General features: G+C 60.5%; 25 protein-coding genes and 1 pseudogene. 17 read left to right on the top strand and 9 right to left on the bottom strand.

Annotation, left to right across the window (positions count from 1 at the left end; genetic code table 11):
• Positions 1–1,368, top strand: a pseudogene (locus tag ACIOUG_RS01985) (NAD-glutamate dehydrogenase domain-containing protein); the annotation flags it as partial.
• A 215-nt stretch (positions 1,369–1,583) separates the two neighbouring features.
• On the opposite strand, the gene ACIOUG_RS01980 reads toward ACIOUG_RS01985, so the two are convergent.
• The 4 genes from ACIOUG_RS01980 to ACIOUG_RS01965 form a co-directional block, all read right to left on the bottom strand.
• Entirely contained in the window at positions 1,584–2,297 is a 714-nt protein-coding gene (locus tag ACIOUG_RS01980) for an ATPase (protein WP_401062097.1), read from the bottom strand.
• A 241-nt stretch (positions 2,298–2,538) separates the two neighbouring features.
• Positions 2,539–2,940 carry a cupin domain-containing protein gene (locus ACIOUG_RS01975; protein ID WP_103520890.1) on the bottom strand — a complete coding sequence of 134 codons (402 nt, stop codon included), beginning with the start codon at positions 2,938–2,940 and terminating at the stop codon, positions 2,539–2,541.
• A gap of 255 nt (positions 2,941–3,195) precedes the next feature.
• Positions 3,196–3,489 carry a putative quinol monooxygenase gene (locus ACIOUG_RS01970; RefSeq protein WP_401062095.1) on the bottom strand — a complete coding sequence of 98 codons (294 nt, stop codon included), beginning with the start codon at positions 3,487–3,489 and terminating at the stop codon, positions 3,196–3,198.
• 123 nt (positions 3,490–3,612) lie between these two features.
• Positions 3,613–5,046: a PLP-dependent aminotransferase family protein gene (locus tag ACIOUG_RS01965; RefSeq protein ID WP_401062093.1), complete on the bottom strand. Its 1,434-nt coding sequence runs from the start codon at positions 5,044–5,046 to the stop codon at positions 3,613–3,615.
• Positions 5,047–5,356: 310 nt separating this feature from the next.
• On the opposite strand from ACIOUG_RS01965, the gene ACIOUG_RS01960 reads away from it, so the two are divergent.
• Positions 5,357–5,797, top strand: a complete 441-nt coding sequence (locus tag ACIOUG_RS01960; protein ID WP_401062091.1) for a carboxymuconolactone decarboxylase family protein — start codon at positions 5,357–5,359, stop codon at positions 5,795–5,797.
• Positions 5,798–6,091: 294 nt separating this feature from the next.
• Here ACIOUG_RS01960 and ACIOUG_RS01955 read toward each other — a convergent pair whose 3' ends face one another.
• Positions 6,092–6,406, bottom strand: coding sequence for a hypothetical protein (locus tag ACIOUG_RS01955; RefSeq protein WP_003225661.1), 315 nt, complete (start codon positions 6,404–6,406; stop codon positions 6,092–6,094).
• Positions 6,407–6,613: 207 nt separating this feature from the next.
• Between ACIOUG_RS01955 and ACIOUG_RS01950 the strand changes: the two genes are divergently transcribed.
• From ACIOUG_RS01950 to ACIOUG_RS01940, 3 genes are read left to right on the top strand one after another with little or no spacing between them, the layout of a single operon-like run.
• Positions 6,614–7,279 (top strand): secretin and TonB N-terminal domain-containing protein, encoded by a 666-nt coding sequence (locus ACIOUG_RS01950; RefSeq protein ID WP_401062089.1) that lies wholly within the window; start codon positions 6,614–6,616, stop codon positions 7,277–7,279.
• Positions 7,276–7,827 (top strand): RNA polymerase sigma factor, encoded by a 552-nt coding sequence (locus ACIOUG_RS01945; RefSeq protein WP_003225656.1) that lies wholly within the window; start codon positions 7,276–7,278, stop codon positions 7,825–7,827. The genes ACIOUG_RS01950 and ACIOUG_RS01945 overlap by 4 nt, the downstream gene beginning before the upstream one ends.
• A gap of 31 nt (positions 7,828–7,858) precedes the next feature.
• Positions 7,859–8,797: a FecR family protein gene (locus ACIOUG_RS01940; RefSeq protein WP_401062087.1), complete on the top strand. Its 939-nt coding sequence runs from the start codon at positions 7,859–7,861 to the stop codon at positions 8,795–8,797.
• A gap of 141 nt (positions 8,798–8,938) precedes the next feature.
• On the opposite strand, the gene ACIOUG_RS01935 is transcribed toward ACIOUG_RS01940, so the two are convergent.
• Both ACIOUG_RS01935 and gspH read right to left on the bottom strand, forming a co-directional pair.
• Entirely contained in the window at positions 8,939–9,547 is a 609-nt protein-coding gene (locus ACIOUG_RS01935) for a prepilin-type N-terminal cleavage/methylation domain-containing protein (RefSeq protein WP_401062085.1), read from the bottom strand.
• Positions 9,544–9,996 carry a type II secretion system minor pseudopilin GspH gene (gene gspH / locus ACIOUG_RS01930; RefSeq protein WP_401062083.1) on the bottom strand — a complete coding sequence of 151 codons (453 nt, stop codon included), beginning with the start codon at positions 9,994–9,996 and terminating at the stop codon, positions 9,544–9,546. Before gspH ends, ACIOUG_RS01935 begins: the two co-directional genes overlap by 4 nt.
• 133 nt (positions 9,997–10,129) lie before the next feature.
• On the opposite strand from gspH, the gene ACIOUG_RS01925 reads away from it, so the two are divergent.
• A complete protein-coding gene (locus ACIOUG_RS01925) occupies positions 10,130–10,561 on the top strand; it encodes a type II secretion system protein N (RefSeq protein ID WP_401062081.1) in 432 nt (143 codons plus the stop codon).
• 217 nt (positions 10,562–10,778) lie between these two features.
• Here ACIOUG_RS01925 and ACIOUG_RS01920 read toward each other — a convergent pair whose 3' ends face one another.
• Positions 10,779–11,603, bottom strand: a complete 825-nt coding sequence (locus ACIOUG_RS01920; RefSeq protein ID WP_401062079.1) for a hypothetical protein — start codon at positions 11,601–11,603, stop codon at positions 10,779–10,781.
• Positions 11,604–12,189: 586 nt separating this feature from the next.
• On the opposite strand from ACIOUG_RS01920, the gene ACIOUG_RS01915 reads away from it, so the two are divergent.
• From ACIOUG_RS01915 to ACIOUG_RS01900, 4 genes are all read left to right on the top strand, one after another.
• A complete protein-coding gene (locus tag ACIOUG_RS01915; RefSeq protein ID WP_095136351.1) occupies positions 12,190–12,549 on the top strand; it encodes a DUF6124 family protein in 360 nt (119 codons plus the stop codon).
• Between the two features lie 306 nt (positions 12,550–12,855).
• Positions 12,856–14,181: a hypothetical protein gene (locus ACIOUG_RS01910; RefSeq protein WP_401062077.1), complete on the top strand. Its 1,326-nt coding sequence runs from the start codon at positions 12,856–12,858 to the stop codon at positions 14,179–14,181.
• Positions 14,181–14,561: a hypothetical protein gene (locus tag ACIOUG_RS01905; protein WP_401062076.1), complete on the top strand. Its 381-nt coding sequence runs from the start codon at positions 14,181–14,183 to the stop codon at positions 14,559–14,561. The genes ACIOUG_RS01910 and ACIOUG_RS01905 overlap by 1 nt, the downstream gene beginning before the upstream one ends.
• A gap of 53 nt (positions 14,562–14,614) precedes the next feature.
• Positions 14,615–15,004: a hypothetical protein gene (locus ACIOUG_RS01900; RefSeq protein WP_401062074.1), complete on the top strand. Its 390-nt coding sequence runs from the start codon at positions 14,615–14,617 to the stop codon at positions 15,002–15,004.
• A 75-nt stretch (positions 15,005–15,079) separates the two neighbouring features.
• On the opposite strand, the gene gspI is transcribed toward ACIOUG_RS01900, so the two are convergent.
• On the bottom strand, positions 15,080–15,460 hold the full coding sequence (gene gspI, locus ACIOUG_RS01895; RefSeq protein ID WP_401062072.1) for a type II secretion system minor pseudopilin GspI: 381 nt from the start codon (positions 15,458–15,460) through the stop codon (positions 15,080–15,082).
• A gap of 148 nt (positions 15,461–15,608) precedes the next feature.
• On the opposite strand from gspI, the gene gspG reads away from it, so the two are divergent.
• From gspG to gspF, 7 genes are all read left to right on the top strand, one after another.
• Positions 15,609–16,067 carry a type II secretion system major pseudopilin GspG gene (gene gspG, locus ACIOUG_RS01890; protein WP_401062070.1) on the top strand — a complete coding sequence of 153 codons (459 nt, stop codon included), beginning with the start codon at positions 15,609–15,611 and terminating at the stop codon, positions 16,065–16,067.
• Positions 16,068–16,075: 8 nt separating this feature from the next.
• The gene (gene gspK / locus ACIOUG_RS01885; RefSeq protein ID WP_401062068.1) at positions 16,076–17,029 is read left to right on the top strand and encodes a type II secretion system minor pseudopilin GspK; all 954 of its coding nucleotides are present in this window, start codon (positions 16,076–16,078) and stop codon (positions 17,027–17,029) included.
• Positions 17,026–18,210 (top strand): type II secretion system protein GspL, encoded by a 1,185-nt coding sequence (gspL, locus tag ACIOUG_RS01880; protein ID WP_401062066.1) that lies wholly within the window; start codon positions 17,026–17,028, stop codon positions 18,208–18,210. Before gspK ends, gspL begins: the two co-directional genes overlap by 4 nt.
• Positions 18,203–18,751 carry a type II secretion system protein GspM gene (gspM, locus tag ACIOUG_RS01875; RefSeq protein WP_401062064.1) on the top strand — a complete coding sequence of 183 codons (549 nt, stop codon included), beginning with the start codon at positions 18,203–18,205 and terminating at the stop codon, positions 18,749–18,751. The genes gspL and gspM overlap by 8 nt, the downstream gene beginning before the upstream one ends.
• Entirely contained in the window at positions 18,748–21,135 is a 2,388-nt protein-coding gene (gspD, locus tag ACIOUG_RS01870; RefSeq protein WP_401062062.1) for a type II secretion system secretin GspD, read from the top strand. Before gspM ends, gspD begins: the two co-directional genes overlap by 4 nt.
• A 307-nt stretch (positions 21,136–21,442) precedes the next feature.
• Positions 21,443–22,849, top strand: a complete 1,407-nt coding sequence (gene gspE, locus ACIOUG_RS01865; protein ID WP_401062060.1) for a type II secretion system ATPase GspE — start codon at positions 21,443–21,445, stop codon at positions 22,847–22,849.
• Positions 22,849–24,060, top strand: coding sequence for a type II secretion system inner membrane protein GspF (gene gspF, locus ACIOUG_RS01860; RefSeq protein WP_401062059.1), 1,212 nt, complete (start codon positions 22,849–22,851; stop codon positions 24,058–24,060). Before gspE ends, gspF begins: the two co-directional genes overlap by 1 nt.
• The last annotated feature ends 105 nt before the right edge of the window (positions 24,061–24,165 follow it).

The following is a 24,165-nucleotide window of genomic DNA, read 5'->3' as shown; positions in this document are numbered from 1 at the left end:
CTCGAAGTGAACATATAGTTCGTGCTGAAGGATGTGGTTCAGGCCGGCGACATGACCGACAAGCAACGCAACCAGTTGCTGGCGAGCATGACCGACGAAGTCGGTGGTCTGGTGCTGGGCAACAACTACAAGCAGACCCAGGCCCTGTCCCTGGCGGCGCGTCGTGCCTACGAGCGCATTGCCGAGTACAAGCGTCTGATGAGCGATCTGGAAGGCCGGGGCAAGCTGGACCGTGCCATCGAGTTCCTGCCGACCGAAGAGCAGATCAACGAGCGCGTTGCGGCCGGCCATGGCCTGACCCGTCCCGAGCTGTCGGTGCTGATCTCGTACAGCAAGATCGACCTCAAGGAACAGCTGCTGAACTCGCTGGTGCCGGACGACGATTACCTGACCCGCGATATGGAAACGGCGTTCCCGCCGACCCTGGTCAGCAAGTTCTCCGAAGCCATGCGTCGTCACCGCCTGAAGCGCGAGATCGTCAGCACCCAGATCGCCAACGATCTGGTCAACCACATGGGCATCACCTTCGTGCAACGACTCAAAGAGTCGACCGGCATGAGCCCGGCGAACGTGGCCGGCGCCTACGTGATCGTGCGTGACATCTTCCACCTCCCGCACTGGTTCCGTCAGATTGAAGCGCTGGACTATCAGGTCTCCGCTGACGTGCAACTGGAGCTGATGGACGAGCTGATGCGTCTGGGCCGTCGTGCTACACGCTGGTTCCTGCGTGCCCGTCGCAACGAGCAGAACGCTGCCCGTGACGTCGCGCATTTCGGTCCGCACCTCAAGGAGCTGGGTCTGAAGCTCGACGAACTGCTGAGCGGCGAAATCCGTGAAAACTGGCAGGCGCGTTATCAGGCTTACGTCGCTGCCGGTGTACCGGAGTTGCTGGCGCGTATGGTGGCGGGTACCTCGCACCTGTACACCCTGCTGCCGATCATCGAAGCCTCCGACGTCACTGGCCAGGATCCGGCCGAAGTGGCCAAGGCCTACTTCGCCGTGGGCAGTGCGCTGGACATCACCTGGTACCTGCAACAGATCAGCGCACTGCCGGTTGAAAACAACTGGCAGGCCCTGGCCCGTGAAGCGTTCCGTGATGATGTGGACTGGCAGCAACGTGCGATCACCATCTCCGTCCTGCAACAGGGCGACGGCACACTGGACGTGGAAGCACGTCTGGCGCTGTGGATGGAACAGCACGAAGGCATGATCGAGCGCTGGCGCGCCATGCTGGTGGAAATCCGTGCGGCGAGCGGCACTGACTACGCCATGTACGCCGTGGCTAACCGTGAGCTGCTGGACCTCGCGTTGAGCGGGCAAGCGGTGGTGCCTGCGGCTGCTGCGAATGCCGAGCTTGAACTGGCCTGAGTAGTGGTTGAATGAAGAAGCCCCGGTGTCGTGAGATGCCGGGGTTTTTTTACATCTGTGAATTCACCCAGACCCTGTAGGAGCTGCCGAAGGCTGCGATCTTTTGATCTTGATCTTTAAGGTCAAAAGATCGCAGCCTTCGGCAGCTCCTACAGGATTCGGATATCACCACAAAACTTGTGGGAGCGGGCTTGCTCGCGAAGAGGGCCTTTGTGTCAATACAACTTATGTTCTTGTTTGTTATCGAGCATCGACACTTTACTTGTCGGTCCGGTCAATAAATTACTCAGTGACTGATCAAACTTCTGCAATGCCCGAACTTGCACATCCTGCTGCTGATTAATATCCGCCACGATTTCTTCCGAGCGTTTGAAGTCGGCCCACACCGGCGTCAGTTCCTTCGCTTCAGAACCTTTCGCCGTACCGATGTAGTTCAACTTCGCATCATAAAAATCCGCACTGACATCAGCCTTGATGTCGGAGCTGCGTGAGGTGATCAACTGGCTGTGGGTATCGACGATCGCCACCACATCGGGGTGCGCCGCGCGCAGACTCTGCATGTCCGGATAGACCGTCACCGAGCCGAACTGCCGCTGCAGCGAGGCCTTGACCCAGTCCACGGCCATGTCCGGTTTCGAGGTGTTGACGTAGGCGTCGTGGATCGGCTGCACCAGCAGGCTCTGGCCGAAACCGGTGCCGGCGTTGGCCTGATAGTCGCGCAAGTATTCGCGGTTGGTCTGGGTGCTGGGGCTGTAGACCACGCCCAACGACACACCGGGACCACTTTTCACCTGGGCGGCGCTACTGCGGCCGACCGGTTGGGTGAACAGGCTATCGAGGGACGAGACCGCTTTGGGTGCGGTGGGTACTGAACAGGCGGACAAGGCTAAAACCGATATCGCCAAAGTGCTGGCAAAGGCAAGTTTCATGGTGAGTCTCCCGTGAAGCAACTTCAGTCGGAAAGTCAGAGTTGTCGTGGCTGTTGGTAGCGGGCGCACGACAGTTAACTCAGACTAAACCCGCCAACCTGTAAATAAGCTGACAATTTTTCGAGTTCGGGCGATGCATTAGTTTTATTGGCTTTAAGGCAAATCGGTTAATTGCCTCGGGAAATAAAAAGGCGCAAAACAAGGTTTTGCGCCTTTTTATTTATGGCTGTGCAAACAACCATCAGTTTTTCAAGGGGATCAAAACTTGCTCGTCCGGGGCCAATACCATGAACACCAACAACTTCGCCGGTTTGGTCTGGCTGGCATTTTTCGACACCAGATGTTCGGAGCCGGCCGGTTCGTACCAGAACTGGCCCTTCTTGTAGGTGATCGCCTGTTCACCCTTGACCTGGGAAATCACTTCGCCCTCAAGCACGTAGGCCATGGCGGTGCCGTCGTGTTTATGGGCGATCGAGGATTGGCCGGGCTGGTAGTCGACTTCGATCATCATGGCTTTCTTGCCGGGGGCGTTTTTCAGCATCTGGTCTTGCAGCACCGTGACTTTCTCGGACGGATCGTGAGCCAGGGCGGCGGCAGACAGGGACAGGGCGAGAACGGCGGTGAAGAGGTGCAGGGCTTTCATGGCGAATCACCTGTGGGAGGAGGGGGTGGTGATCACAGTAGTCTGCGGGGCGGGGTATTCAAACGGCCAATATTCGGGAAGATCGGGTGACCAATCCAGGCCGGATGAGAAACAACTGTGGCGAGGGAGCTTGCTCCCGCTGGGCGCGAAGCGCCCCCAAAACCTGGCACCTGATTTCTTCAGACGAATCACACTGGCCGGTTTGCGACTGCTGCGCAGCCGAGCGGGAGCAAGCTCCCTCGCCACAGGGGCAGATCAGACGATTGGAAAGGAGTTGAAATCCACACTATTGGCCAGACGGCTGTCGATCAGGTCAATAAACCCCTGCGCCTCAGGCCGGTTGAAGTGCGCCTGCATCGCCGCTTCCGACTGCCAGCGCGCACTGACCGTCCAGCGTTGGCTGTCCTCGGGGCAGCGGTCGACCATATAGGAGTCGCAGCCGGGTGTCTGGCGCAGGGTGTCGACGATCTTCTGCAACTGCTGGCCGAGTTCATCCGAACGGCCGGCGGCGGCGCGCACCTGGACGGTGTTGATCACTTCGTTGGACATTGCTCACACTCCTGAATCAGGCCGGACGAATCCTGCTCATTGAGGGATAACGCCCGTGCAGAATAGGCTCGCACCCCGAGATCACCAATAACCAATCGGCGGTTAATCGCCCAGACCAATGATTCACGCCACTTGTTGCAGGATGTCGCGCAGGCGATCCAGAGCGGTGTCGATATCGAGGGTTTCGATGGCGCCGAAGCCGAAGTACAGGCCGTTTCTCGGCGGTTGCTGGTAATAGAAGCCGTTGATCGAGTACAGGCCCACCTCGACTTTTTTCGCCAGTTCGATCACCAGCGGCAGGTCGATTGGCACCTTGCACAGCACCGCCATGTGGAACCCGGCACTGGGTGGTATCGCCTCCAGCCACGGCGCCAGATCCGTGGTCATGCGCGCCAGAATCCGCTCGCGGCGCTGGGCGTAAATCGCGTGGCAGCGGCGGATGTGCTTGAGCAGGCAACCTTCGGCGATGAACTTGGCCAGCGCCCATTGCGGCAGGGTCGAGGCGTGCAGGTCGGTGAGCTGTTTGGCGCGGATCACCGCTTCGAGAATTGCCGGCGGCAGGATTGCGTAACCCAGGCGCAGCTCCGGCAGCAGGGTCTTGGAAAAGGTGCCGACGTAGGCAACGATGCCGCGCTGATCGAGCTTGTGCAGCGAATCGGTAGGGCGGCCTTCGTAGCGGAATTCGCTGTCATAGTCATCCTCGATGATGATCGCGCCCAGCTCATAGGCCCGGGCCAGCAGGGCTTCGCGGCGCGCCTGGCTCATCGGCATGCCCAGCGGAAACTGGTGCGACGGGGTGACGTAAATCAGCCGCGTGCCCTCGGGAATCTGTTCGACCTGCATCCCTTCGGCATCGACTGGCACACCGACCACTTCGGCGCCGTGTGTGCCGAACAGCAGGCGTGCCGGCGGATAACCCGGATCTTCCATCGCCACCAGACTGTCGGGGCTGATCAGCACGCGGGTGATCAGGTCCAGCGCCTGCTGCGCGCCGTTGCACACCACAATGTCCTCGTCCTGACAGTTGATCCCGCGCGAAAAAGCGATGTGCCGGGCAATCGCATTGCGCAGCGCCGGCAGGCCTTCGGGCACGCTGTAGAAACCTTTGGAGCCAGCCATCTGGCGCATCGCGTGCGACACGCAACGGCGCCAGTCGTCATGCGGGAACTGGCCCTTGCTGGTGGCGCCGCCGATGAAGTCGTAGCGCAGCGAACCTTCCAGCGACGGATGGCGCAAAAACACCGGCAGGTTGCGCCAGCGCTCGATCACCTCGGCGCTGGCCAGTTCGGTGTGGCTGTGCTTGCGCTGGATCTGCGCCGGGCGGGCGTTGACGTAGGTGCCTTTGCCGATCACCCCGGTGAGGAAGTTTTCGTAAGTCAGCTGCGCGTAGGTGTCGGAAATGGTCTTGCGCGAGATCCCCAGTTGCTCGGCCAGCAGACGGCTGGGCGGCAACTGCGTGCCGGCGGCCAGACGCCCGGACTCGATGGCGCCGCGCAGCTGGTTGTACAACTGGCCGGCGAGGTCCTTGCGGCCATTGATCACGACGTGAAGTTCCATACCGACGCGGCTCCGGGGGGCGATTGAAGTGTCGGCCAGATTACCGCTGTTGCGTGATGGGCAGTAGTTGCGCAGCACAAAAACCCGAAATTGGTCACCATCCCCCCTGTGGGAGCGGGCTTGCTCGCGAATGCGGTGTGTCAGTTGATACTTTAGTGCCTGAAACAACGCTTTCGCGAGCAAGCCCGCTCCCACAGGTTCTATGTATGTGCATTGGGCAGTGGTGTAGCGATATTCCGTGGAATTGGGGCTGTAACGCCGCCAGCCCTGCGCTTACCGTGAACTCATCATTCCGCTCCCGAGACCTGCCATGTCCCCGCGTCTGGACTACTACAACGCATCGCCCAAGGCGATGAAAGCGATGATCGCCATGGAGGCGCTGACCAGCGACCTGAGCATCGAGGCGCCGCTGTTGCAACTGATCAGGATCCGCGCCTCGCAGCTCAACGGCTGCGCGTTCTGCACCGACATGCATTCGGTGGACGCGCGGCGGGCCGGGGAGAGTGATCGGCGTTTGTATGCGATTGCGGTGTGGCGCGACAGCGGCTTTTTCAATCCCCGCGAGCGCGCTGCGCTGGGCTGGGCAGAGGCGGTGACGCTGCTGGCGGAAAGTCATGTGCCGGACGAGGTTTACCAGTTGGCGCGCGAGCAATTCAGCGAAGGGGAAATGGTCGACCTGACCATGGCCGTCACCACGATCAACAGCTGGAATCGCCTCGCAGTAAGCTTTCGCCAAACCCCCAGCGACTGACATAACCTGTGGCGAGGGAGCTTGCTCCCGCTCGGCTGCGCAGCAGTCGCAAAACCTTTGCATGCGGTCTGTCAGTTAAAACCGGTTCGGCAGGTTTGGGGGCGCTGCGCACCCCAACGGGAGCAAGCTCCCTCGCCACAAAGTTTGGTCTTCAGTTTGGTGGAAAGATCGCAGCCTTCGGCAGCTCCTACCTGGGATCGAATGTAGGAGCTGCCGAAGGCTGCGATCTTTTGATCTTGTTTTTAAAAAATCAAAGTCAAAAGATCGCAGCGTGCCGCAGCTCCTACAGGATCATCAGTTTGGTGGGCGCTGTGGTTTGACCGATGTGCCAAACGTATTCCCCATCCGCGTACTGGTCGCCGCCGGCGTCGCCAGCCCGACCTGATTCGGTGGCCGCTTGTTCACCGGCACATTCAGCGCTTCCTGATTCTTTTGCGCAGCGGCAGCGCCTTCCGGGTTGTTGCCCATCTGCTGACTCAAACAATCGTAATTCGGCGCCTTGTAGCCGCCCACCGTCACCTCCACACAGCCCAGCGGCTGCTCGGCGTGGGCACTGGCGAAGGCGCTCAGCAGCAGCCCTCCGAGGGCGAATTTCCACAGTGATTTCATGCAAGCCTCCTGGCCGGCCCGAAGCGGCCGTTCACTGAGTGGAGTCTAGTGCAAGCCTTGCGCAAATCCCGTGATGGTTTTTTTGCACCGCCCGTCACACCAGATTCATAAACAGCCATCAGGATGACGGTTTTCAGGGGTACGTCAGCCGTGCAGCGAGGCAGTTCCAGGGACGGTCTTCAGCGTTCAGCGACTCTTGTGCGCCGGGTGAGTCTGGGGCTGCTGCTTGGCTGGTTGAGCAGTGCTGCGACAGCCGAACCCGCGCCCGCCGACTTGCGCATGACGCTGCACATTCCGGCGCAGGACCTGGCTAAGGCGCTGGATCAGTACAGCCATGCCACCGGGGTGGCGGTGCTGGTCGACAGTCAGTTGAGTCGTGGCCGGCGCTCACTGGCGGTCGATGGCCAGTACACCGCTGCCGATGCCTTGCGCCGCCTGCTAGGTGGCAGTGGCTTGATGGCGCGCTATGCCCGCGACGATGCGTTCACCTTGCAAGTGGCGCAGGTCGAGGACGTGCCGTCGGCCACGGACAAAACCACGCCGGCCAGCGCCGCCGTGAGTCGCAGCTACGCCACCGCGGTGCAAGCTGCGATCGAGCGCAACCTGTGCCGTTCACCACTGACTCGCCCAGGCAGTTATCGCGCGGTGTTGCAGGTCTGGGTCGGGCGTGACGGCGTGGTGCAGCACAACCGGTTGGTCACTTCGACCGGTGATGAACGGCGCGATACCGCGCTGGTGGAGAGCTTTCGCAATCTCAGGATCGACCGGCCGACGCCCAGCGCGTTGCGTCAGCCGGTCACGTTGCTGTTGTTACCGGAGTCGTCAGGGAAACGCATGGAATGCACCAAATGGGAAGGAGTTTCCGGGGGATGAAAGACACCGGACAAGGTTCGATGGTCCAGCTGTTCCTGACGTCCTACGAGGACTTTCGGGTGCGCTTGCGCAGGCGTCTCGGTTCGGAGGATCTGGCCAACGACGTGCTGCACGAAACCTACCTGCGGGTCGACCGCATGGAAACGCCGCCGAACCTGCTGCGGCCCAACGCCTACCTCTATCGCATGGCCCTGAACATCGCCGCCGACCGCCGTCAGGCCGATGCGCGCCTGCTCACCGGCGAGGAAGTCGAAGAGCTGCTGCAAATCGGCGACGAGGCGCTGGACCCAGCGCGAGTGGTCGGTGGGCAAAAGGAAATCCAGTCGCTGCTCAGTGCCCTCTACGAACTGCCAGCGCGGCGCCGCAGAATCTTCATCGCGGCGCGGCTGGAAGAGGCGCCGCACCTGGAAATTTCCCAGCGCTTCGGCATCTCCACGCGCATGGTCGAGAAGGAAATCAAAGCCGCGTTGGGCCACTGCGCAGCGAAACTGGAAAGAAAAGTGTTTCAGCGGTTCGGTCGCGGGGCCGGAAAACCGTCATCTGAATAGTGCCCGATCAATTCGTTGAGAATCTGCGCGTTTGAACATCTTTCGACTGACACCTGCCAAGCCATCGGCGGCCGACAATCTGCACAGCGAAGCCCACGACTGGCTGGTCCTGCTGACCTCCGGCCGCGCCACCGTGGCCGACGCCCGGGCGTTGCGCGACTGGTGTGCGCAGAGCGCCGAACATGCCCAAGCTTTCGAGCAGGCCAAGGTGTTGTGGCACAACCTGCAGCCTGCCGCTGAAATGCTGCAGTCGCCACGGCGATTTGGCCGGCGCGCGTTTCTCGGCGGCGCCATCGCCGCATCGACGGCGTTTTTGCTGGTGCGCGGGACGATTCCCGGTGGCTTCGAAGGGCTCGGCGCCGATTACATCACCGAAGTCGGCCAGCAGAAGCGTTTCGAACCGGCGGACGGCGTGAGCCTGGAACTCAACACCCAGACCCGCATCAATCAGCGCTCTGGCGACGACGGGGTGCAGGGTTTCGAACTGGTCAGCGGTGAGGTTGAAGTACAGACCGCGCGGTTGCCATTGGCGATGCAGGCCGGGGGCGGGTGGTTGCGCGCCAGTCAGGCGCGGTTCAACCTGCGTAACACCGATCAGCAAGTCTGCGTGACCTGCCTCGATGGTTTGGTGGACGTCAATGTCGATGGCCGCAGCCTGCGTTTGCAGCCCGGTGAGCAACTGACCTACGACGCGCAGCAAGTGGGCGCGGTGCAAAGCGTCGACACCGCAGCAGTGATGAACTGGCGCCAACAGGTACTGGTATTCAACGGCGCAACCCTCAGCCAGATGATCGACGAGATCAACCGCTACCGCCCCGGCATGTTGCTGCTGCTCAACCGCGACCTCGGCCAACGCCGCGTCCAGGCCCGCTTCAGCCTCGACCAACTCGCCGGAGTCGCCCTGCTGATCCGCGACGCCTACGGCGTCAAATGCACAGAGCTACCGGGCGGCGTCGTCGTCCTCAGCTAATCCAACCCAACACCCACAAACACCATAAAACCCTGTGGGAGCTGGCTTGCCAGCGATAGCGGCATGTCAGGCAATGAGATGTTGGATGTGAATACCCCATCGCTGGCAAGCCAGCTCCCACAGGGACCTCAGTAATCCAGATTATTGCAGCGGCCCCATCACCTGCCGATACCGCTCCACCCCCTGCGCCGTCTCCCGTGTCAACCGCACCTCCAACCCCAACGGATCCTCCCGCCGATTCCCACTCAACTGCCGCCAACCCTTATCCACCTCCCAAACCCGCACCTGCACATCACTCACACCTTCCAACACCGCCACCCCAGCCCCCGGCGCCGGCAACGGATAACGACTGCGCGCCTCAGCCACCGCCCGATACAACGTATCCCCCTTGACCCACCAACGCACCCGCTGCAAAGCCCCAGGCTGATCCGCCGCACTGCGAATAATATCCAGCCGAAACCCCTTGCTATCACTGCTCCGCACCGTCAGCGCAGGCGGCGCACTTGGCGGCTCATCATCCACGCCAACCTTCTTCGGCTCGGTCAATTCAATCCCCGCGCGCATCTCCACATCACGCTGCAACTGATTCAACGCCCGCAACAAACTGTCACTCTGCTCACTGCTCGCCAGCAAATGACTGTCCGCCCGCGTCACACTGTCCAGCCCGCGCCACGCAATCAAACTGACCACCGCCATCAGCAGAATCGCGACCATCACCTCGATCAGGGTAAAGCCCCGTTGATCGTTCATTGCACACTGATCCTTCCACTGGCATCACGCAGCACACTCAGCCGATTCAGCCCATCAGACAAGGTCAATTGAAGCGGCGGATTGATCCACTCGGCGTTAAGCACAACCTTCTGCTTCGGCTCCACCCGCACCTCCAGCGTCGGACTCTGCCAGGCGCGCGGCCGCAACTGCGGATCATCCTTGAAATGCTCAAAACCCCGACCACCGTCACTGCGCCGAATGAACCGAAACCCCTTGCCATCACTCACCCAAACAATCGGCCGACCATCCGCACGCGCCTCCGCCTGCGCCACCTGCAGCAACTGCGCCACCCGCTCGGCGTCCTTGCGCAGCAATTGCAGCGGATCCGGCTTGATACTCAGACTGATCGCCGCACTGGCAATCCCGATGATCACCAGCACCACCATCAACTCGATCAGCGTAAAACCCTGTTGCTTACCCACATTCATCGGTTGCGCACTCCGTTGCGTCCAGCCCCGTCCCAAAAAAACATCCTGCACGGCCAACATGTAAGGCGTGTGAAATAAAACCGTGAGAATTGCCGCGTAGCCTGTCAGCAGGGACAAAAAGGAGATTCAGCCCATGATGCTCACCACCCGCATTTCCCCCCCGCAAACCGTCCAGGCCCTCGCACTGCTCGCCGCCCTGGTCGGCGTCGCGACCTGGTCAACGCTGCTCCTGACCTCCGCCGAATCCCACACCCCACCCGCGCCCCCACAAATGCTCGCGGCGCGCACTGATAGCCCGGCGTTGCAGTGGTTTTCCAACCAGACAGCGCCGGTGGACATCAAGGTGAGCGGGGTGATGGCAGGGAGTCGCGGGGCGGTGGCGATTTTGAGTTTGAACGATGGGCCGCCGAGGAGTTTTTTGCAGGGGGAGCGGGTGGGGCCTGGGGTGAAGTTGGTGGCGGTGGAGGGGGATGGGGTGGTGATTGAGCAGGGTGGGGAGAGGGTGCGGTTGGGGGTGGAGAGGTTGGGGGAGGGGGTGGTGTTGCCGAGTTTAGTGAGGCCGTGATTTTCGGGGGTGGAGGTTCAGTTAGCTTGTTGTTTTGGTTGTTGTAGTGCATCTGGCCTGTTAGGAATGTATCGGTTGCTTTTGAGATACGGCCGATCAGGCAGTCCTTTTTGCAGCTCAACCAACAACTGCGAGGTGATCGGCGTATCGGAGAGCGTCAGATTTCGTATGGCGGGAGCCTCATCGGCCACGTCCTAAAAAGCGGAGTTTTACATGGTCAGTACTCAAAGGTAATGCAAGCGTACCCGCCTTTTGTTCCAGAAGTCCCGTTAGTTCCTACGTAAGAACTATTATTGATGGTGCCTCCTTCACCACCAGCACCGCCGCGCCCTCCGCCGCATGAGTTCGATCCAGCCTTGCCAGCTGATCCAGCTTTTTGAGAGGGACCATTTGAACCTCCATCCGTGCCAGATTCTCCATTCATTATTGTGCAGCTGGGCTCGTCGGGCATGACGTCTCCGCGACCGCCAGCGCCGCCTGAGCCGCCGGGCCCAGCTCCGGTTATCGTTCCTCGTGAGCCGCCTAGTCCAGGTGATCCTCCTCTTGCACTTACTCGAGTGTACTTGAAGCCGTTTTTATTATCGTACTTAGTGAATAAGAACCATACCTCTGTTCCTTCCTTGCCACTTTGCCCATCATTACTTAATTCCCCCTTGGTTCCTCCGCTTCCCCCATTACCGACAATAAAATTAACGTCTGTTGGATTATCAAGATTAAAAGTACACTTGACGGTACTCCCACCCCCACCCCCTCCGCCGCCACTAGCTCGACTGTTGACAATGCTTGATAATGCGCCGCCGCCGCCCCCTCCGCCGCCGCCACCCCCAGTCGCTGTGATGGTTATTTTGGTTGCACCATTAGGCACCGTAAAAGTTTGCGCTATGGCATCTCCCTTCTTGGGGAGGTTGTAAGCTTCCGGTCCATCATATGTAGGCGATGGGATTTTGTACGTGACGATAGTGGCTTGGGCATTATAAGTAGCGCCAATCATTCCAAGTGCCAGTATTAGTAATTCAATGAGTTTTTTATCGAGGTTAAACATTTTTCCTCTCCTTCGGTAATTGGTTGCTTTCGTGATGCTCTGTTTTTATAAGCTTAAGGGCGAGGTTTGAATTTAGAACCTGTTAGAGTTGACAGTTTTTTATAACTTTTTAGAATTAACATTGAAGTGATTTGTTTGGTCGACGTATCAGCGCGTGATTATGAAACTGCTAGTGGGGGATGTAATAAGGGGCTGATCTATTTAGGGTGATGTAACGGAAAGGGATCTCGTTAAACACCACCGTTTAAAAAGACATTTCCAAACACTCTCTCAGGCTACACATCCTTGCGCCGTTGCCTACAGCTACGCCAGAATCCGCCGGCTTGTGCGCTTTTGGGTCGGATTCTATTGTGGACCGGTCGCTGACGAATCAGCGATCGGGTTTGGTAGCCCGGCTAGACTTGGCGCATAGCGTCACCCGATACGGGCCTTTTTTGGGGCTTTGTATTTATGGTGGCCATGCGCAGGGCGTCTTCGGGCGCGCCGGTTCTCCAAGTCACCGGTCTACCAACCTTCGTATGGCCACCACCCCTTCGTTTGGTAGCGAAAGATGATGGCTCCTTTTCTATGATTTGGAGATTCACTCATGATCAAACCAACACCCAACCCACCCGAAACCGCCTCGGTTTCCCCCTACGAATCCATCGACTCAAAAAAACTCCACGAAGCCGCCGACCGCGCGCTCGACCATTATCTCTGTCCGCCCGGTTCCACGCCGCCGCCGCGTAAAACCCGCGGGATGTATGCCGTGACGGCGGACAACAAAACCGAAGAGCTGCTGGTCGATGCCAGTGAAACGCTCGCTTCGGCCAAAACCCTCGCGCAGAACATCGCCAGCCTGTTGCCGGTGTCGCAGCGTCATGCGCTGGCGGGGATTGCGCAGTTGATCATGCTGGGGGAGTTGGCGGTGAATCGGGCGTTGGATAATTTGCAGTTGCCGGGGTGATGCGAGGGGTGGGATCACCTGCTGATTGATTGGGTGGTCATTCTGGCGCCTTCGCGAGCAGGCTCGCTCCCACAGGGTTTTATGCTGATTGCAGATGTTGTGTACGACGCTGACACCTGTGGGAGCAAACATTGGCGGCGAATCTATTTTCTGCCCCAACCAGCACCGCCATAAAACATTGATGATTTGAGCGCGGCGTCTGCAAGCCAGAAAACCGGATTTCCCCTACAACGAACAGCGATCCATCCTGCATTCAAAGTTGAGTCCGTTCGCCAAAGTCCCCCGTTTTCAGAACAGGAGACGGACGTGGCCAGACTCATTCCGCAAAGCGAGCTGCATGGTCAGCGCGACCAGATCCTTGATTCCTACCAAGCCATGGAAGAGTTCCGCCAGGCATTGAATCGCCCGGACGACTTGCCCGGATTCGACGACTTGTTAAACGCCATGGGCCTGCATCGTTCGAACTACATGCAAGGCGCGAATGAGCGAAAACTCATCGATGCTGTGCGTAACGGTGAGTGGGCGGTGGTGAAACCGCGCAAGGTTGCAGATAGCGGCGGTGCCTCCTGGAACGCCTTCAAGCCCAAACCCGAGCCTCCTCCCGCGCAACATCTGGTGGAGGAACACGCCTACTCCTTGCCGCAACCCGCCGAATCGGGCTTCCACATCGTTCAGAAACCCATGACGCTCGAAGCGCTTGAACGGGAGTTGTACGAAGTCAGGCCCGGCGACTCTCTGCTTCGCGAATTCCGCTCACTCAATCGACATCTCGGTGAGCGGGTCAAACCTGGGCAAATGGTCTTGTTCAGTGACTCTCGCAACTACATGTGCCGGCGCGAAGAAGCACAGATGATGGCCGCTGCGGAGAAGGTGAACGAGGCGTTGAAGGATCTCTCGGATGAAGAGGCTTCGTTCATGGTTGAGCATCATGACGTCATTGAGCCGTTTCTGGAGGTGTCGGCGGGCGCACTGGGCGTTGCGTCATTCATGATCGGCCAGCATCTGGAAGGATTGAAAAATACCCTCAAAGAGTTGGAGAAACTGCATCAGCAGCAATACACCCAACATGGTCATCTACATTCCTCAGAGTTCTTTGCCAAGCGCAAACGTCTGATGACGAAACTGGATGCCAGCCTTGGGCCGCTGGTACGCAAAGGCACCGGTTTGCCAGATCATCCAAAACTCAAACGTGCACTGGGATTGTCCAGCCGCCGAATTGTTCACCGATGGGGCAAAGCAGGTGCACCGGCACAACTGCCTGGGTATGCAACCCACATTGCGGGTGTTGCCAGGGCAGCGAAGTTCATGAAGGGAGGTGGTTATCTCGGCATAGGTCTGCAACTGGGCGCATCCAGCTCAAAAATCCACGAGGTATGCGCGTCCGACCGCGAGGCGGAATGCAGGCAAGTAAGGTTTGTAGAAGGAGGGAAGATGGTCGGCGGTACGGCTGGCGCTCTCGCTGGTGGGTATCTCGGAGGGAAAGCAGGTCTGGCGGTATGCGCGAAATTGAAAGGAATGGGGAGACTGGTGTGTGTGCTTGTGGTCGGTGCGGCAGCGTCGGTGGAGACAGGAACTCAGATGTCGGAGCTAGGTGAGTTTTTGGGTCAGGAAATTCATGAGTATTCCGAATAATGGAAATAACCGAAATAGCATTTGCCTGGGCATGTGGGGCGCTGATTCTATTAGGCGTGATCAACTGCGCAATGATTTTTTACGCCGTTTATACAAAACTCGCTGCTCTGGAAAAACACTTTGATGAGTGGCTGTATCTATCCATGGACTGTGGTTCATCAGGGGGAAGTTTTTACTCGAGAACTCAGCGGATGACCGCTGTCAGCCGGTTGATTACATCCAAGAGTATCCAACGGCAGGAACCCTTGCTGATCGACGCCGTTGAACGCCTGCCCAGAGAACTCAGGTTCTGGGCGACGAGCCCATTTCATGTCAGCTATGTCGTGTGCGGTGGAACGTGGGTGGTTTGGCTTTATGGGAAATACAGAGGTTTTTTATAAAGGGGCAGAGAGAAAGTCAGCCCTAGGTGAAATCGTTTACGAAGTAATCTCAAATGACTGAAATCAAACTTCTGTTCGCCGCCACTGGCATTGCGTTACTGGTGCTGATCATCTCCAATGTTCTGGTGATGATCTATGTCGGGTATTTCAAGCTTTCCGAAATTGAATTGCACCTTGAAAATTGCTTTCTGCTCCACAACTGCCCGCAGAAGGGACGTTCCGGTTTTTGGGCACGAAGGTACAGACTCAGCCTGATCACTGCTTTGCTTAGTAAACGTCCTTCGCGTCTGTTACTGGATAATCAGAACGCCCTCGAAGATGTCCGGCGCCTTCCGATGAATTTGCGGCGGTGGGTCGAAATTCCATATCGATTGAATGCATTTTCCCTGCTGGGAATTCTGGCTTTGTATGGTTGGGCGGAATATTTAGGACTGTTCGAGTAAGCACCATGAGAAACCGGTCGTCTATCAAGCGCTATCGCGAGCCGTCCGGGTGCCGTGGAGACAGAAAAAGGATGTTTAGGGACTTTCGGGCCGGTTGAGCAATGTTTCCAGGCGGGCCAACGGCGGGGCATCCTGGTTGCGGTCGAAAACCTGGATGCCGACCTTGAGCAATCGTCCATTTTCAGCCGTGGCGATGGCTTGTTCGCAGCGCAGTAGCAGGCGTCCTTGGTCACAGTCCTGCGCCTTTAGTCCTATCGGTAATCGACCTTCCAGTTGTAGCTCCGCCATCCGACTCTGCGCCGCAATCATCGCCACCGACCGATCCCGCAAAACCCCGCTGCTCTGCGTCATCAACCCCGCCACGCGCACAGCCGCCGACATCGCCACGGCAATGATCGCCAGCGCCACCAGCACTTCAATCAGGGTGAAACCCGCCTCTCGGGAACACGCGCGCATAAATGGCCCAAACCCAAAACACAGCCCTCGACCCTAACCCGCGTCCTTGACGGCTTGACGACGAAAACTCCCGAGGATTTTCAACATCCCTGACATATCTTCTTGCAACACTGCGCGTCGAATCGAATCAAGCCAAGGGAATGTCGAGATGGATATCGCGCAGTTCAAACAGCCCAGACGACCGAGCCGGATGCCCCGTGGGCAGCAGGGTTTTACCCTGATCGAGATCATGGTGGTTGTGGTGATTCTCGGGATTCTGGCGGCGATGGTGGTGCCCAAGGTGCTCGACCGGCCGGATCAGGCGCGGGCCACGGCGGCCAAGCAGGATATTGGTGGTTTGATGCAGGCGCTGAAGTTGTATCGCCTCGATCACGGCAGTTATCCGAGCATGACTCAGGGTTTGAAAGTGTTAGTGGAGCGGCCGGCGGATGCGAAGAACAGCAACTGGCGTTCGTACCTGGAGCGTTTGCCGAATGACCCGTGGGGTCGTCCTTATCAGTACCTCAACCCCGGCGCGAATGGCGAGATCGATATCTTTTCCCTCGGTGCCGACGGTCAGCCTGACGGCGACGGCGTGAATGCCGATATCGGTTCCTGGCAGCTGTAAGGCCGGTGATGAACAGCCAATCGAACCAGCAGGGGATGGCGATCATCAGTGCGCTGTTGATTGCGGCGGTGGTCGCGGTGATTGCGGCGGGGATGTTGACCCGGCAGAGCGTTTCGACCCGCGCGCTGGAGGCGGATCAGCAGCGGGTGCAGGGGCGCTGGGTGTTGCACGGCGGTCTGGAGATCAGCCGGCAGTTGCTCTGGGATGCGCGGCAGCGTGATCCGTTGACCCGGCTCGATCAGCCATGGGCGCAGCGCTTGAATGCGCAGGGTTTCGAGGGGCGGCTGGAGGATGAGCAGGGCAAGTTCAACCTGCGCAATCTGGTGGCCAACGAGCGTGTCGATGAGGCGCAGGTGCAGGCGTTTCAGCGGTTGTGCGCGTTGATCGGCATCAGCGCCGGGTTGAGTCAGCGCATCAGTCAGCGGGTGATCGGCTCTTATCCGTATCTGTTGAACGCGCAGATTGCCGAAAATACCACGAGCAAAAACGCCTTTGACAGTGGCCGCGCCACGTCGCCGAATGCTTCGCGCAAGCCACAGAATCCGAAGTTGCCGATGCTGCGCAGTGTCGATGATTTGCGCAGCGTCGAGGGTGTGAATGAGGCGGTCATCGGCAAACTGGCGCCGTATCTCACGGTAATTCCGGCGACTACTTGGCTCAACGGCAACACCGCCACCGCGCCAGTGTTGGCCGCGTATGTGCCGGGGTTGTCGCTGGAGCGCGCGCAGGCGCTGATCAATGAGCGCGATGCCGGGCGCTGGTTTATCAACCGTGGCGATTTCGTCAACCGCTTGCGCATGCCCAATCTGGAGCTGACCAGCGTCAAGGTCGGCATCACCAGTGACTGGTTCCGCCTGCGTGGCGAGGCGCGACGTGATCAGCGTCGGGTCAGCCTCGATGCGTTGCTGCATCGCAGCGAGGATCGCCTGCCGCAGGTGATCTGGTCGCGGGTGGGCGTATGAGTCAGTTGCGTGTGAGTTTGCCGCCACTGGTGGAGTTGAGTCTCGACAGTGAGATGGACTGTGCGTGGCTGGACCGGCAAGGGCAGGTCATTCGTGAGCAGCGTCAGACCTTTGCCCAACTGGGGCAGTCAGCGAAGCAGCCACCAGTGAGCGCTTTCCTGCACCCGGCGGACAGCCTGTTGGCGAGCATCGACCTGCCACCGTTGCCGGCGAACAAGACCGCAGCGGCGGTGCAATGCGCGGCGCAGGCCTTGATGCTCGGCGACTGCAATGACATGCACATCGCTCACAGTTCGCGGGATGAAGCGGGGCAGGTGCAGATCGCCTGGGCGCCGCGTCAACGCTTGCAGCATCTGGGGCAATTGCTGAAGCAGGCCGGTCTGAACCTGCGCGGTTTGTATCCGGCGTCATACAGCTTGCCGGTGCTGCCGGGCACGGTGGCCTGTCGGCAGGACGGCCATTTGTTGCTGCGCGAAAGCGTGCAAGTGGCGCGGGTGCAGCCGCTGTTTGACGACGAGATTGGCGATTGGCTGCTGACCTGCGGCACGCCGCTGCACTGGATCGGCTCGGCGCCACCGCCGCAAGCGCAATTGCCGATGGCCGAGGCGCAGCGCTGGACCGGGCCGTTGCCGGGTTGGGGCTTGCAGGGTGCGGTGCAACAGCAACGCAGCGAGCATCGCGGTTGGGGCCGGGCGCTGGGGCTTTGCGCATTGGCGGTGGCGGTGTGGGTGATTGGATTGAATCTTTATGCCGCCCGCGAAGCCAGTCAGGGCCAGCAGCTCAAGACGCGGATGGCGCTGCGGGTGAAGCAGGCCTTTCCCGAGTTGCCGGTGATCCTCAATCCGCTGCAACAGGCGCGTCAGCAATTGGCGGCGCGGCAGAAGGGCGCGGCGGAGGATCCGGCGCAGCCGTTCAATCGGCTGGTGTTGCAGGCCGGCAGCGGCATGCCGTTCATGGCCGGCACGGTCGAGCGCCTGACGTTTGTCGACGGCAGCTTGCAGTTGAGTCTGCTGGCCGATGCCCGGCGCAGCGCCAATGACAAGGACAAGGATTGGCAAGCCGCATTGGCTCAGTTCGGGATCAGCGCAACGGCTGACGATGAAGGCTGGCTGTTGCGCCCGAGCGACGAAGTCAGCACTCCCGATGAAAGCGCTGACGACAGCGGAGCAGAAGATGAATAAGGCATCGCTGGCGGTTTATCGCGCCCGTTGGCAGCGCTTCAGCGCGCAACTTCAGGCGCGCTGGCAAGCGCTGGCCCTGCGCGAAAAACGCATGGTCAGCGGCATGGCGGCGGTGCTGCTGGCGCTGTTGGTGTGGGGCGCGCTGATCCAGCCGCCGCTGAAAAAAATCACTTATTGGCAAGCCGAAACCCCGAAGTTACGCGCGCAGACCGAAGCCCTGGAAGTGCTGTTGCGCGAGGTCAGCGTACGCCCCGAGGGGCAAAGTCTTGCGCAGTCTCTTGAGCAAACGCTGCAGGCCAGCGGTCTGGCCGGGCACTATCAATTGCAGGCCGGGGAGGCCGGCGCGTGGCAGTTGACGTTCGACGCGGCGCCGGCCGATGCCGTGCTCGACTGGCTGTTGAGCAACCCGGCACAACTTTCTCTGCAAGTGGTCGAGGCCCGTCTGCAACGCGCAGACAACGCTTCGACCGAAGTCACTGCCGGCACATTGTCAGGCACCGTTCGCATGGATCAGGCGCTGGGCGCTAAGGAAGCTTCATGAAGGGGTCAGGATCCAAACCGGCGCGCATGGCGTTGCCGATGCTGCTGATGGCGTTGAGCGCGTGCAGCAACACCACCACGCCGCCGAACCAGCCGCCGTTGCTGGTGGACAGCGAACTCGGCCGGCCACTGGCCAACACCCAGCGCAGCGGTGACGCGCTGCTCGATCGGCAACGCGCCCAGGCACAAGTGGCGCCGCAACCACGGCAGATGCACAACATCACCGAACGCGCACGCAGTGGAGGCGCCCCTCGCGGCAGCACACTGCCGAGCAATCCGCTGGGCGATCAACCGGTGACGCTGAATTTTGTCGACGCCGATATTCAAGCGGTGGTGCGCGCGTTGTCGCGTTCCACTGGCCAGCAATTTCTGGTCGACCCTCGGGTCAAGGGCAGCCTGACGCTGGTCTCGGAAGGTCAGGTGCCGGCGCGGCAGGCCTACGACATGTTGCTCGCGGCGTTGCGCATGCAGGGCTTCAGCGTGGTCGATGTCGGCGGCGTCGCGCAGGTGGTGCCGGAGGCCGACGCGAAACTGCTCGGCGGGCCGATCTACAGCCCCGATAAACCCGCCGGCAACGGCATGCTCACGCGCACCTTTCGCCTGCAATACGAGAACGCGGTGAACCTGATTCCGGTGTTGCGCCCGATCGTCTCGCCGAACAATCCGATCAATGCCTACCCCGGTAACAACACCATCGTGGTTACCGATTACGCCGAGAACCTGACCCGGGTCGCCCAGTTGATCCAGACCATCGACACGCCGAGCGCGATCGACACCGACGTGGTGCAGATCCAGAACGGTATCGCTGCCGACATCGCGCCGATGGTCGCTGACCTGCTCGACGCGCCGGGCAATGATCCGACGCAGAAAATCGCGGTGATCGGCGACCCGCGTTCCAACACCATCATCATCCGCGCCGGCAGCCCCGAGCGCACCGAGCTGGCGCGCAACCTGATCTACAAACTCGACAACGCGCAGAGCAATCCGAGCAATCTGCACGTGGTTTATTTGCGTAACGCGCAAGCGGCGAAACTGGCGCAGGCCTTGCGCGGGCTGCTGACTGGCGAGAGCGACAGCGGCACCAGCGACAGTGCGCGTTCGGTGCTCAGCGCCATGGGCAGCAACGGCAACAATGGCGGCCAGACAGGGCAGAGCGGTACGCAAGCCAGTGGCAACACCTCGACCACCTCAAGCACCGGCAGCACCGGCAGCACCGGCGGCAGTTACGCGCAGGGCAGCGGTTCGACCAGCAGCGCCGGCAATCAGGCCAGCGAGCAGAATGTCGCGTTCAGCGCTGGCGGGGTGACGATTCAGGCTGATGCGACCACCAACACCTTGCTGATTTCCGCGCCGGATCCGTTGTATCGCAACCTGCGCGAGGTCATCGACCTGCTCGACCAGCGCCGTGCGCAAGTGGTGATCGAGAGCCTGATCGTCGAGGTCGGCGAGGACGATGCCAGCGAGTTCGGCGTGCAGTGGCAGACCGGCAATCTCGGCGGCAAAGGCGTGATCGGCGGGGCGAACCTCGGTGGGTCAGGGATCAACCTCAACGGCAAGACCAGCCTCGATGTGCTGCCACAGGGTTTGAACCTCGGTTACGTCAACGGCACCGTCGACATCCCCGGCATCGGCAAGATCCTCGACCTGAAAGTGTTGGCCCGGGCGCTGAAGAGCAAGGGCGGCACCAACGTGCTGTCGACGCCAAACCTGCTGACCCTGGATAACGAAGCGGCGAGTATTTTTGTCGGCCAGACCATTCCGTTTGTCAGCGGCAGCTACGTCACGGGCGGTGGCGGGACCAGCAACAACCCGTTCCAGACCGTGACCCGTGAAGAGGTGGGATTGAAGCTGAATGTGCGGCCGCAGATTTCCGAGGGCGGTACGGTCAAGCTCGATATCTATCAGGAAGTCAGCAGCATCGACGAGCGCGCTTCGGCCAGCGCGGCGTCGGCCGGGATTGTCACCAACAAGCGCGCGATCGACACCAGCATCCTGCTCGACGACGGCCAGATCATGGTCCTCGGCGGCCTGCTGCAGGACGGCTACAGCCAGAGCAACGAAGCGGTGCCGTGGCTGGGGACGCTGCCGGGGATCGGTGCACTGTTTCGCAACGAACGCCGGGCGATCACCAAGACCAACCTGATGGTATTCCTGCGCCCGTACATCATCCGCGACAGCGAAGCGGGGCGCAGCATCACCCTCAACCGCTACGACTTCATGCGCCGCGCCCAGGGCGGGCTGCAACCGGAACGCAGCTGGGCGATGCCGGACATGCAGGCGCCGCAGTTGCCGACGGCGGCGCAGGGGGTTCCGAGTCCGGTTCCGGCTTCGGGCCCCCGCGCGACTATCAAGGCTGTGCCGATTGAAGGGAGCACACGCTTTTGAAACGAGTCCTCAATCTGAGAAGTAACCCTGTGGTGAGGGGATTTATCCCCGATGGGCTGCGCAGCAGCCCTAAAACCTATGCACGCGGTCAGCCAGATGTATTCGGATGTCAGGTTTCGGGGCTGCTGCGCAGCGCATCGGGGATAAATCCCCTCACCACAGGGAAACTTGGTGCCACAGGAATCAGGAACAACGCCGGACCTGTAGGAGCTGCCGAAGGCTGCGATCTTTTGATCTTTAAAAGCAAAAGATCGCAGCGTGCGGCAGCTCCTGCACGGGATCGTATTGCCACGGGGGAGGGCTTTAGATGAGTGCACTTCCCTACGCCTGGGCCAAGGCCCAGCGCATTCTGCTGTGCGACGGCGTGCTGACCGTTTGCCCGTCGACCCCGGGCTGGTCGATCAGCGAGGTGCGGCGGCAGTTCGGTGCATCGTCGCTCAAGCGGGTGCGCGATGACGAACTCGACGGCCTGCTCGCCACGGCCTACGCCGACACCGGCAGCGCTGCCGCCGTGGTCGGTGCGGCAGAGAACGAAGTGGATCTCGACCGGCTGATGCAGGACATGCCGGAAATCACCGACCTGCTCGACACTCAGGACGGTGCGCCGGTAATCCGCATGATCAACGCCTTGCTCACCCAGGCCGCGCGCGATGAGGCCAGCGACATTCACATCGAACCGTTCGAAACCCATTCGGTGGTGCGCTACCGGGTCGACGGCACCCTGCGTGACGTGGTCTCGCCGCGCAAGGCGCTGCACGGTGCGCTGGTGTCGCGGATCAAGATCATGGCCCAGCTCGACATCGCCGAAAAACGCCTGCCGCAGGACGGTCGTATCGCGTTGCGCGTGGCCGGGCGACCGATCGACATTCGCGTGTCAACGGTGCCGACCGGACATGGCGAGCGGGTGGTGATGCGCTTGCTCGACAAACAGGCCGGGCGCCTGCATCTGGAAACCCTGGGCATGGACGCGCAGGTGCTGGCCAAACTCGATCATTTGATCCGCCAGCCCCACGGCATCGTGCTGGTCACCGGCCCCACCGGCAGCGGCAAGACCACCAGCCTCTATGCCGCGCTGGCGCGCCTCGATGCCAGCACCAGCAACATCCTCACTGTGGAAGACCCGGTTGAATACGACCTGCCGGGGATCAGCCAGATTCAGGTCAACGCCAAGATCGACATGACGTTCGCCCTGGCATTGCGGGCGATTCTGCGCCAGGACCCGGACATCATCATGATCGGCGAGATCCGCGATCTGGAAACCGCGCAAATCGCCGTGCAGGCCTCGCTCACCGGTCACCTGGTGCTGGCGACGCTGCATACCAACGACGCGGTATCGGCGGTCAACCGCTTGATCGACATGGGCGTCGAGCCGTTCCTGCTGGCCTCGTCGATGCTCGGCGTACTGGCGCAGCGACTGGTACGCCGGTTGTGCAATCAGTGCAAACAAGAGGATCCCGCAGCGCCCGCGACGTGGCGGCCAGTGGGCTGCGCGGCATGCAACCACACCGGCTACAGCGGTCGCACCGGCATCCACGAATTGTTCTGCATCGACGACGACATCCGCACCCTGATTCACCAAGGGGCCGGGGAGCAGGCCTTGCGTGCGGCGGCGTCAAAGGCCGGGATGTTCAGCCTGCGCGAGGACGGCGAGCGCTGGATTCGCAGCGGCGCCACCGCCCCTGAAGAAATCCTTCGTGTGACCCGGGACGCCTGATGAATCGCTATCGTTTTGAAGCCGCCGACGCCACTGGCAAGATCGAATCCGGGCATCTGGAGGCCGAGAGTCAAACCGCCGCGTTCGGCGTGTTACGCAGCCGTGGTTTGACCGCGTTGTCGGTGCACAAGGAGAGCAACGTCGCCCAGCATGGCGGCGGCGGTCTGTTCAGTGCGCGTATGTCGGATAACGACCTGGCCTGGGCTACGCGGCAACTGGCGAGTCTGCTCGGCGCCAGCCTGCCGTTGGAAGCAGCGCTCAGCGCAACGGTGGAGCAGGCCGAGAAAAAACACATCGCTCACACCCTCAGCGCGGTGCGTGCCGATGTGCGCAGCGGCATGCGCCTGGCCGAATCATTGGCCGCGCGGCCACGGGATTTTCCGGAGATCTATCGGGCGTTGATCGCCGCCGGGGAGGAGTCCGGTGATCTGGCGCAGGTCATGGAGCGGCTGGCGGATTACATCGAGGAGCGCAATAACCTGCGCGGCAAGATCCTGACTGCGTTTATCTATCCGGGGGTGGTCGGACTGGTGTCGATCGGCATCGTGATTTTTTTGCTCAGTTATGTGGTGCCGCAGGTGGTCAGTGCGTTTTCCCAGGCGCGGCAGGATCTGCCGGGACTGACCTTGGCGATGCTGACGGCCAGTGATTTCATTCGGGCGTGGGGCTGGTTGTGTGCGGCGCTGATCGCGGGCGCTTTCTGGTGCTGGCGCCTGTATTTGCGCAACCCGGCGGCGCGTTTGAGTTGGCATCATCGGGTGTTGAAGTTGCCGCTGATCGGTCGTTTCATCCTCGGGCTGAACACGGCGCGTTTCGCCTCGACGCTGGCGATTCTCGGCGGAGCCGGCGTGCCGTTGCTGCGGGCGCTGGAGGCGGCGCGGCAGACGCTGTCGAATGATCGCTTGAGTTTGAGTGTCAGCGATGCCACGGCCAAGGTCCGCGAAGGGGTGAACCTGGCGGCGGCATTGCGGGTGGAGAACGTGTTCCCGCCGGTGCTGATTCACCTGATCGCCAGCGGCGAGAAAACCGGTGCACTGCCGCCGATGCTCGAACGCGCGGCGCAGACCCTGTCGCGGGATATCGAACGGCGGGCGATGGGCATGACCGCATTGCTCGAGCCGTTGATGATTGTGGTGATGGGCGGGGTGGTGTTGGTGATTGTGATGGCGGTGTTGTTGCCGATCATCGAGATCAACCAGTTGGTGCAATAACCCTCCCTGTAGGAGCTGCCGAAGGCTGCGATCTTTTGATCTTGCTTGCGCTTTTGAAGATCAAGATCAAAGATCGCAGCCTTCGGCAGCTCCTACAGGGGGGGC

Origin of the sequence: Pseudomonas sp. NPDC087803 (assembly GCF_044742995.1) — a bacterium.
Taxonomy (GTDB): domain Bacteria; phylum Pseudomonadota; class Gammaproteobacteria; order Pseudomonadales; family Pseudomonadaceae; genus Aquipseudomonas.
The sequence above is the reverse complement of the archived record's forward strand: the minus strand, read 5'-3'. Positions and strand labels throughout refer to the sequence as shown.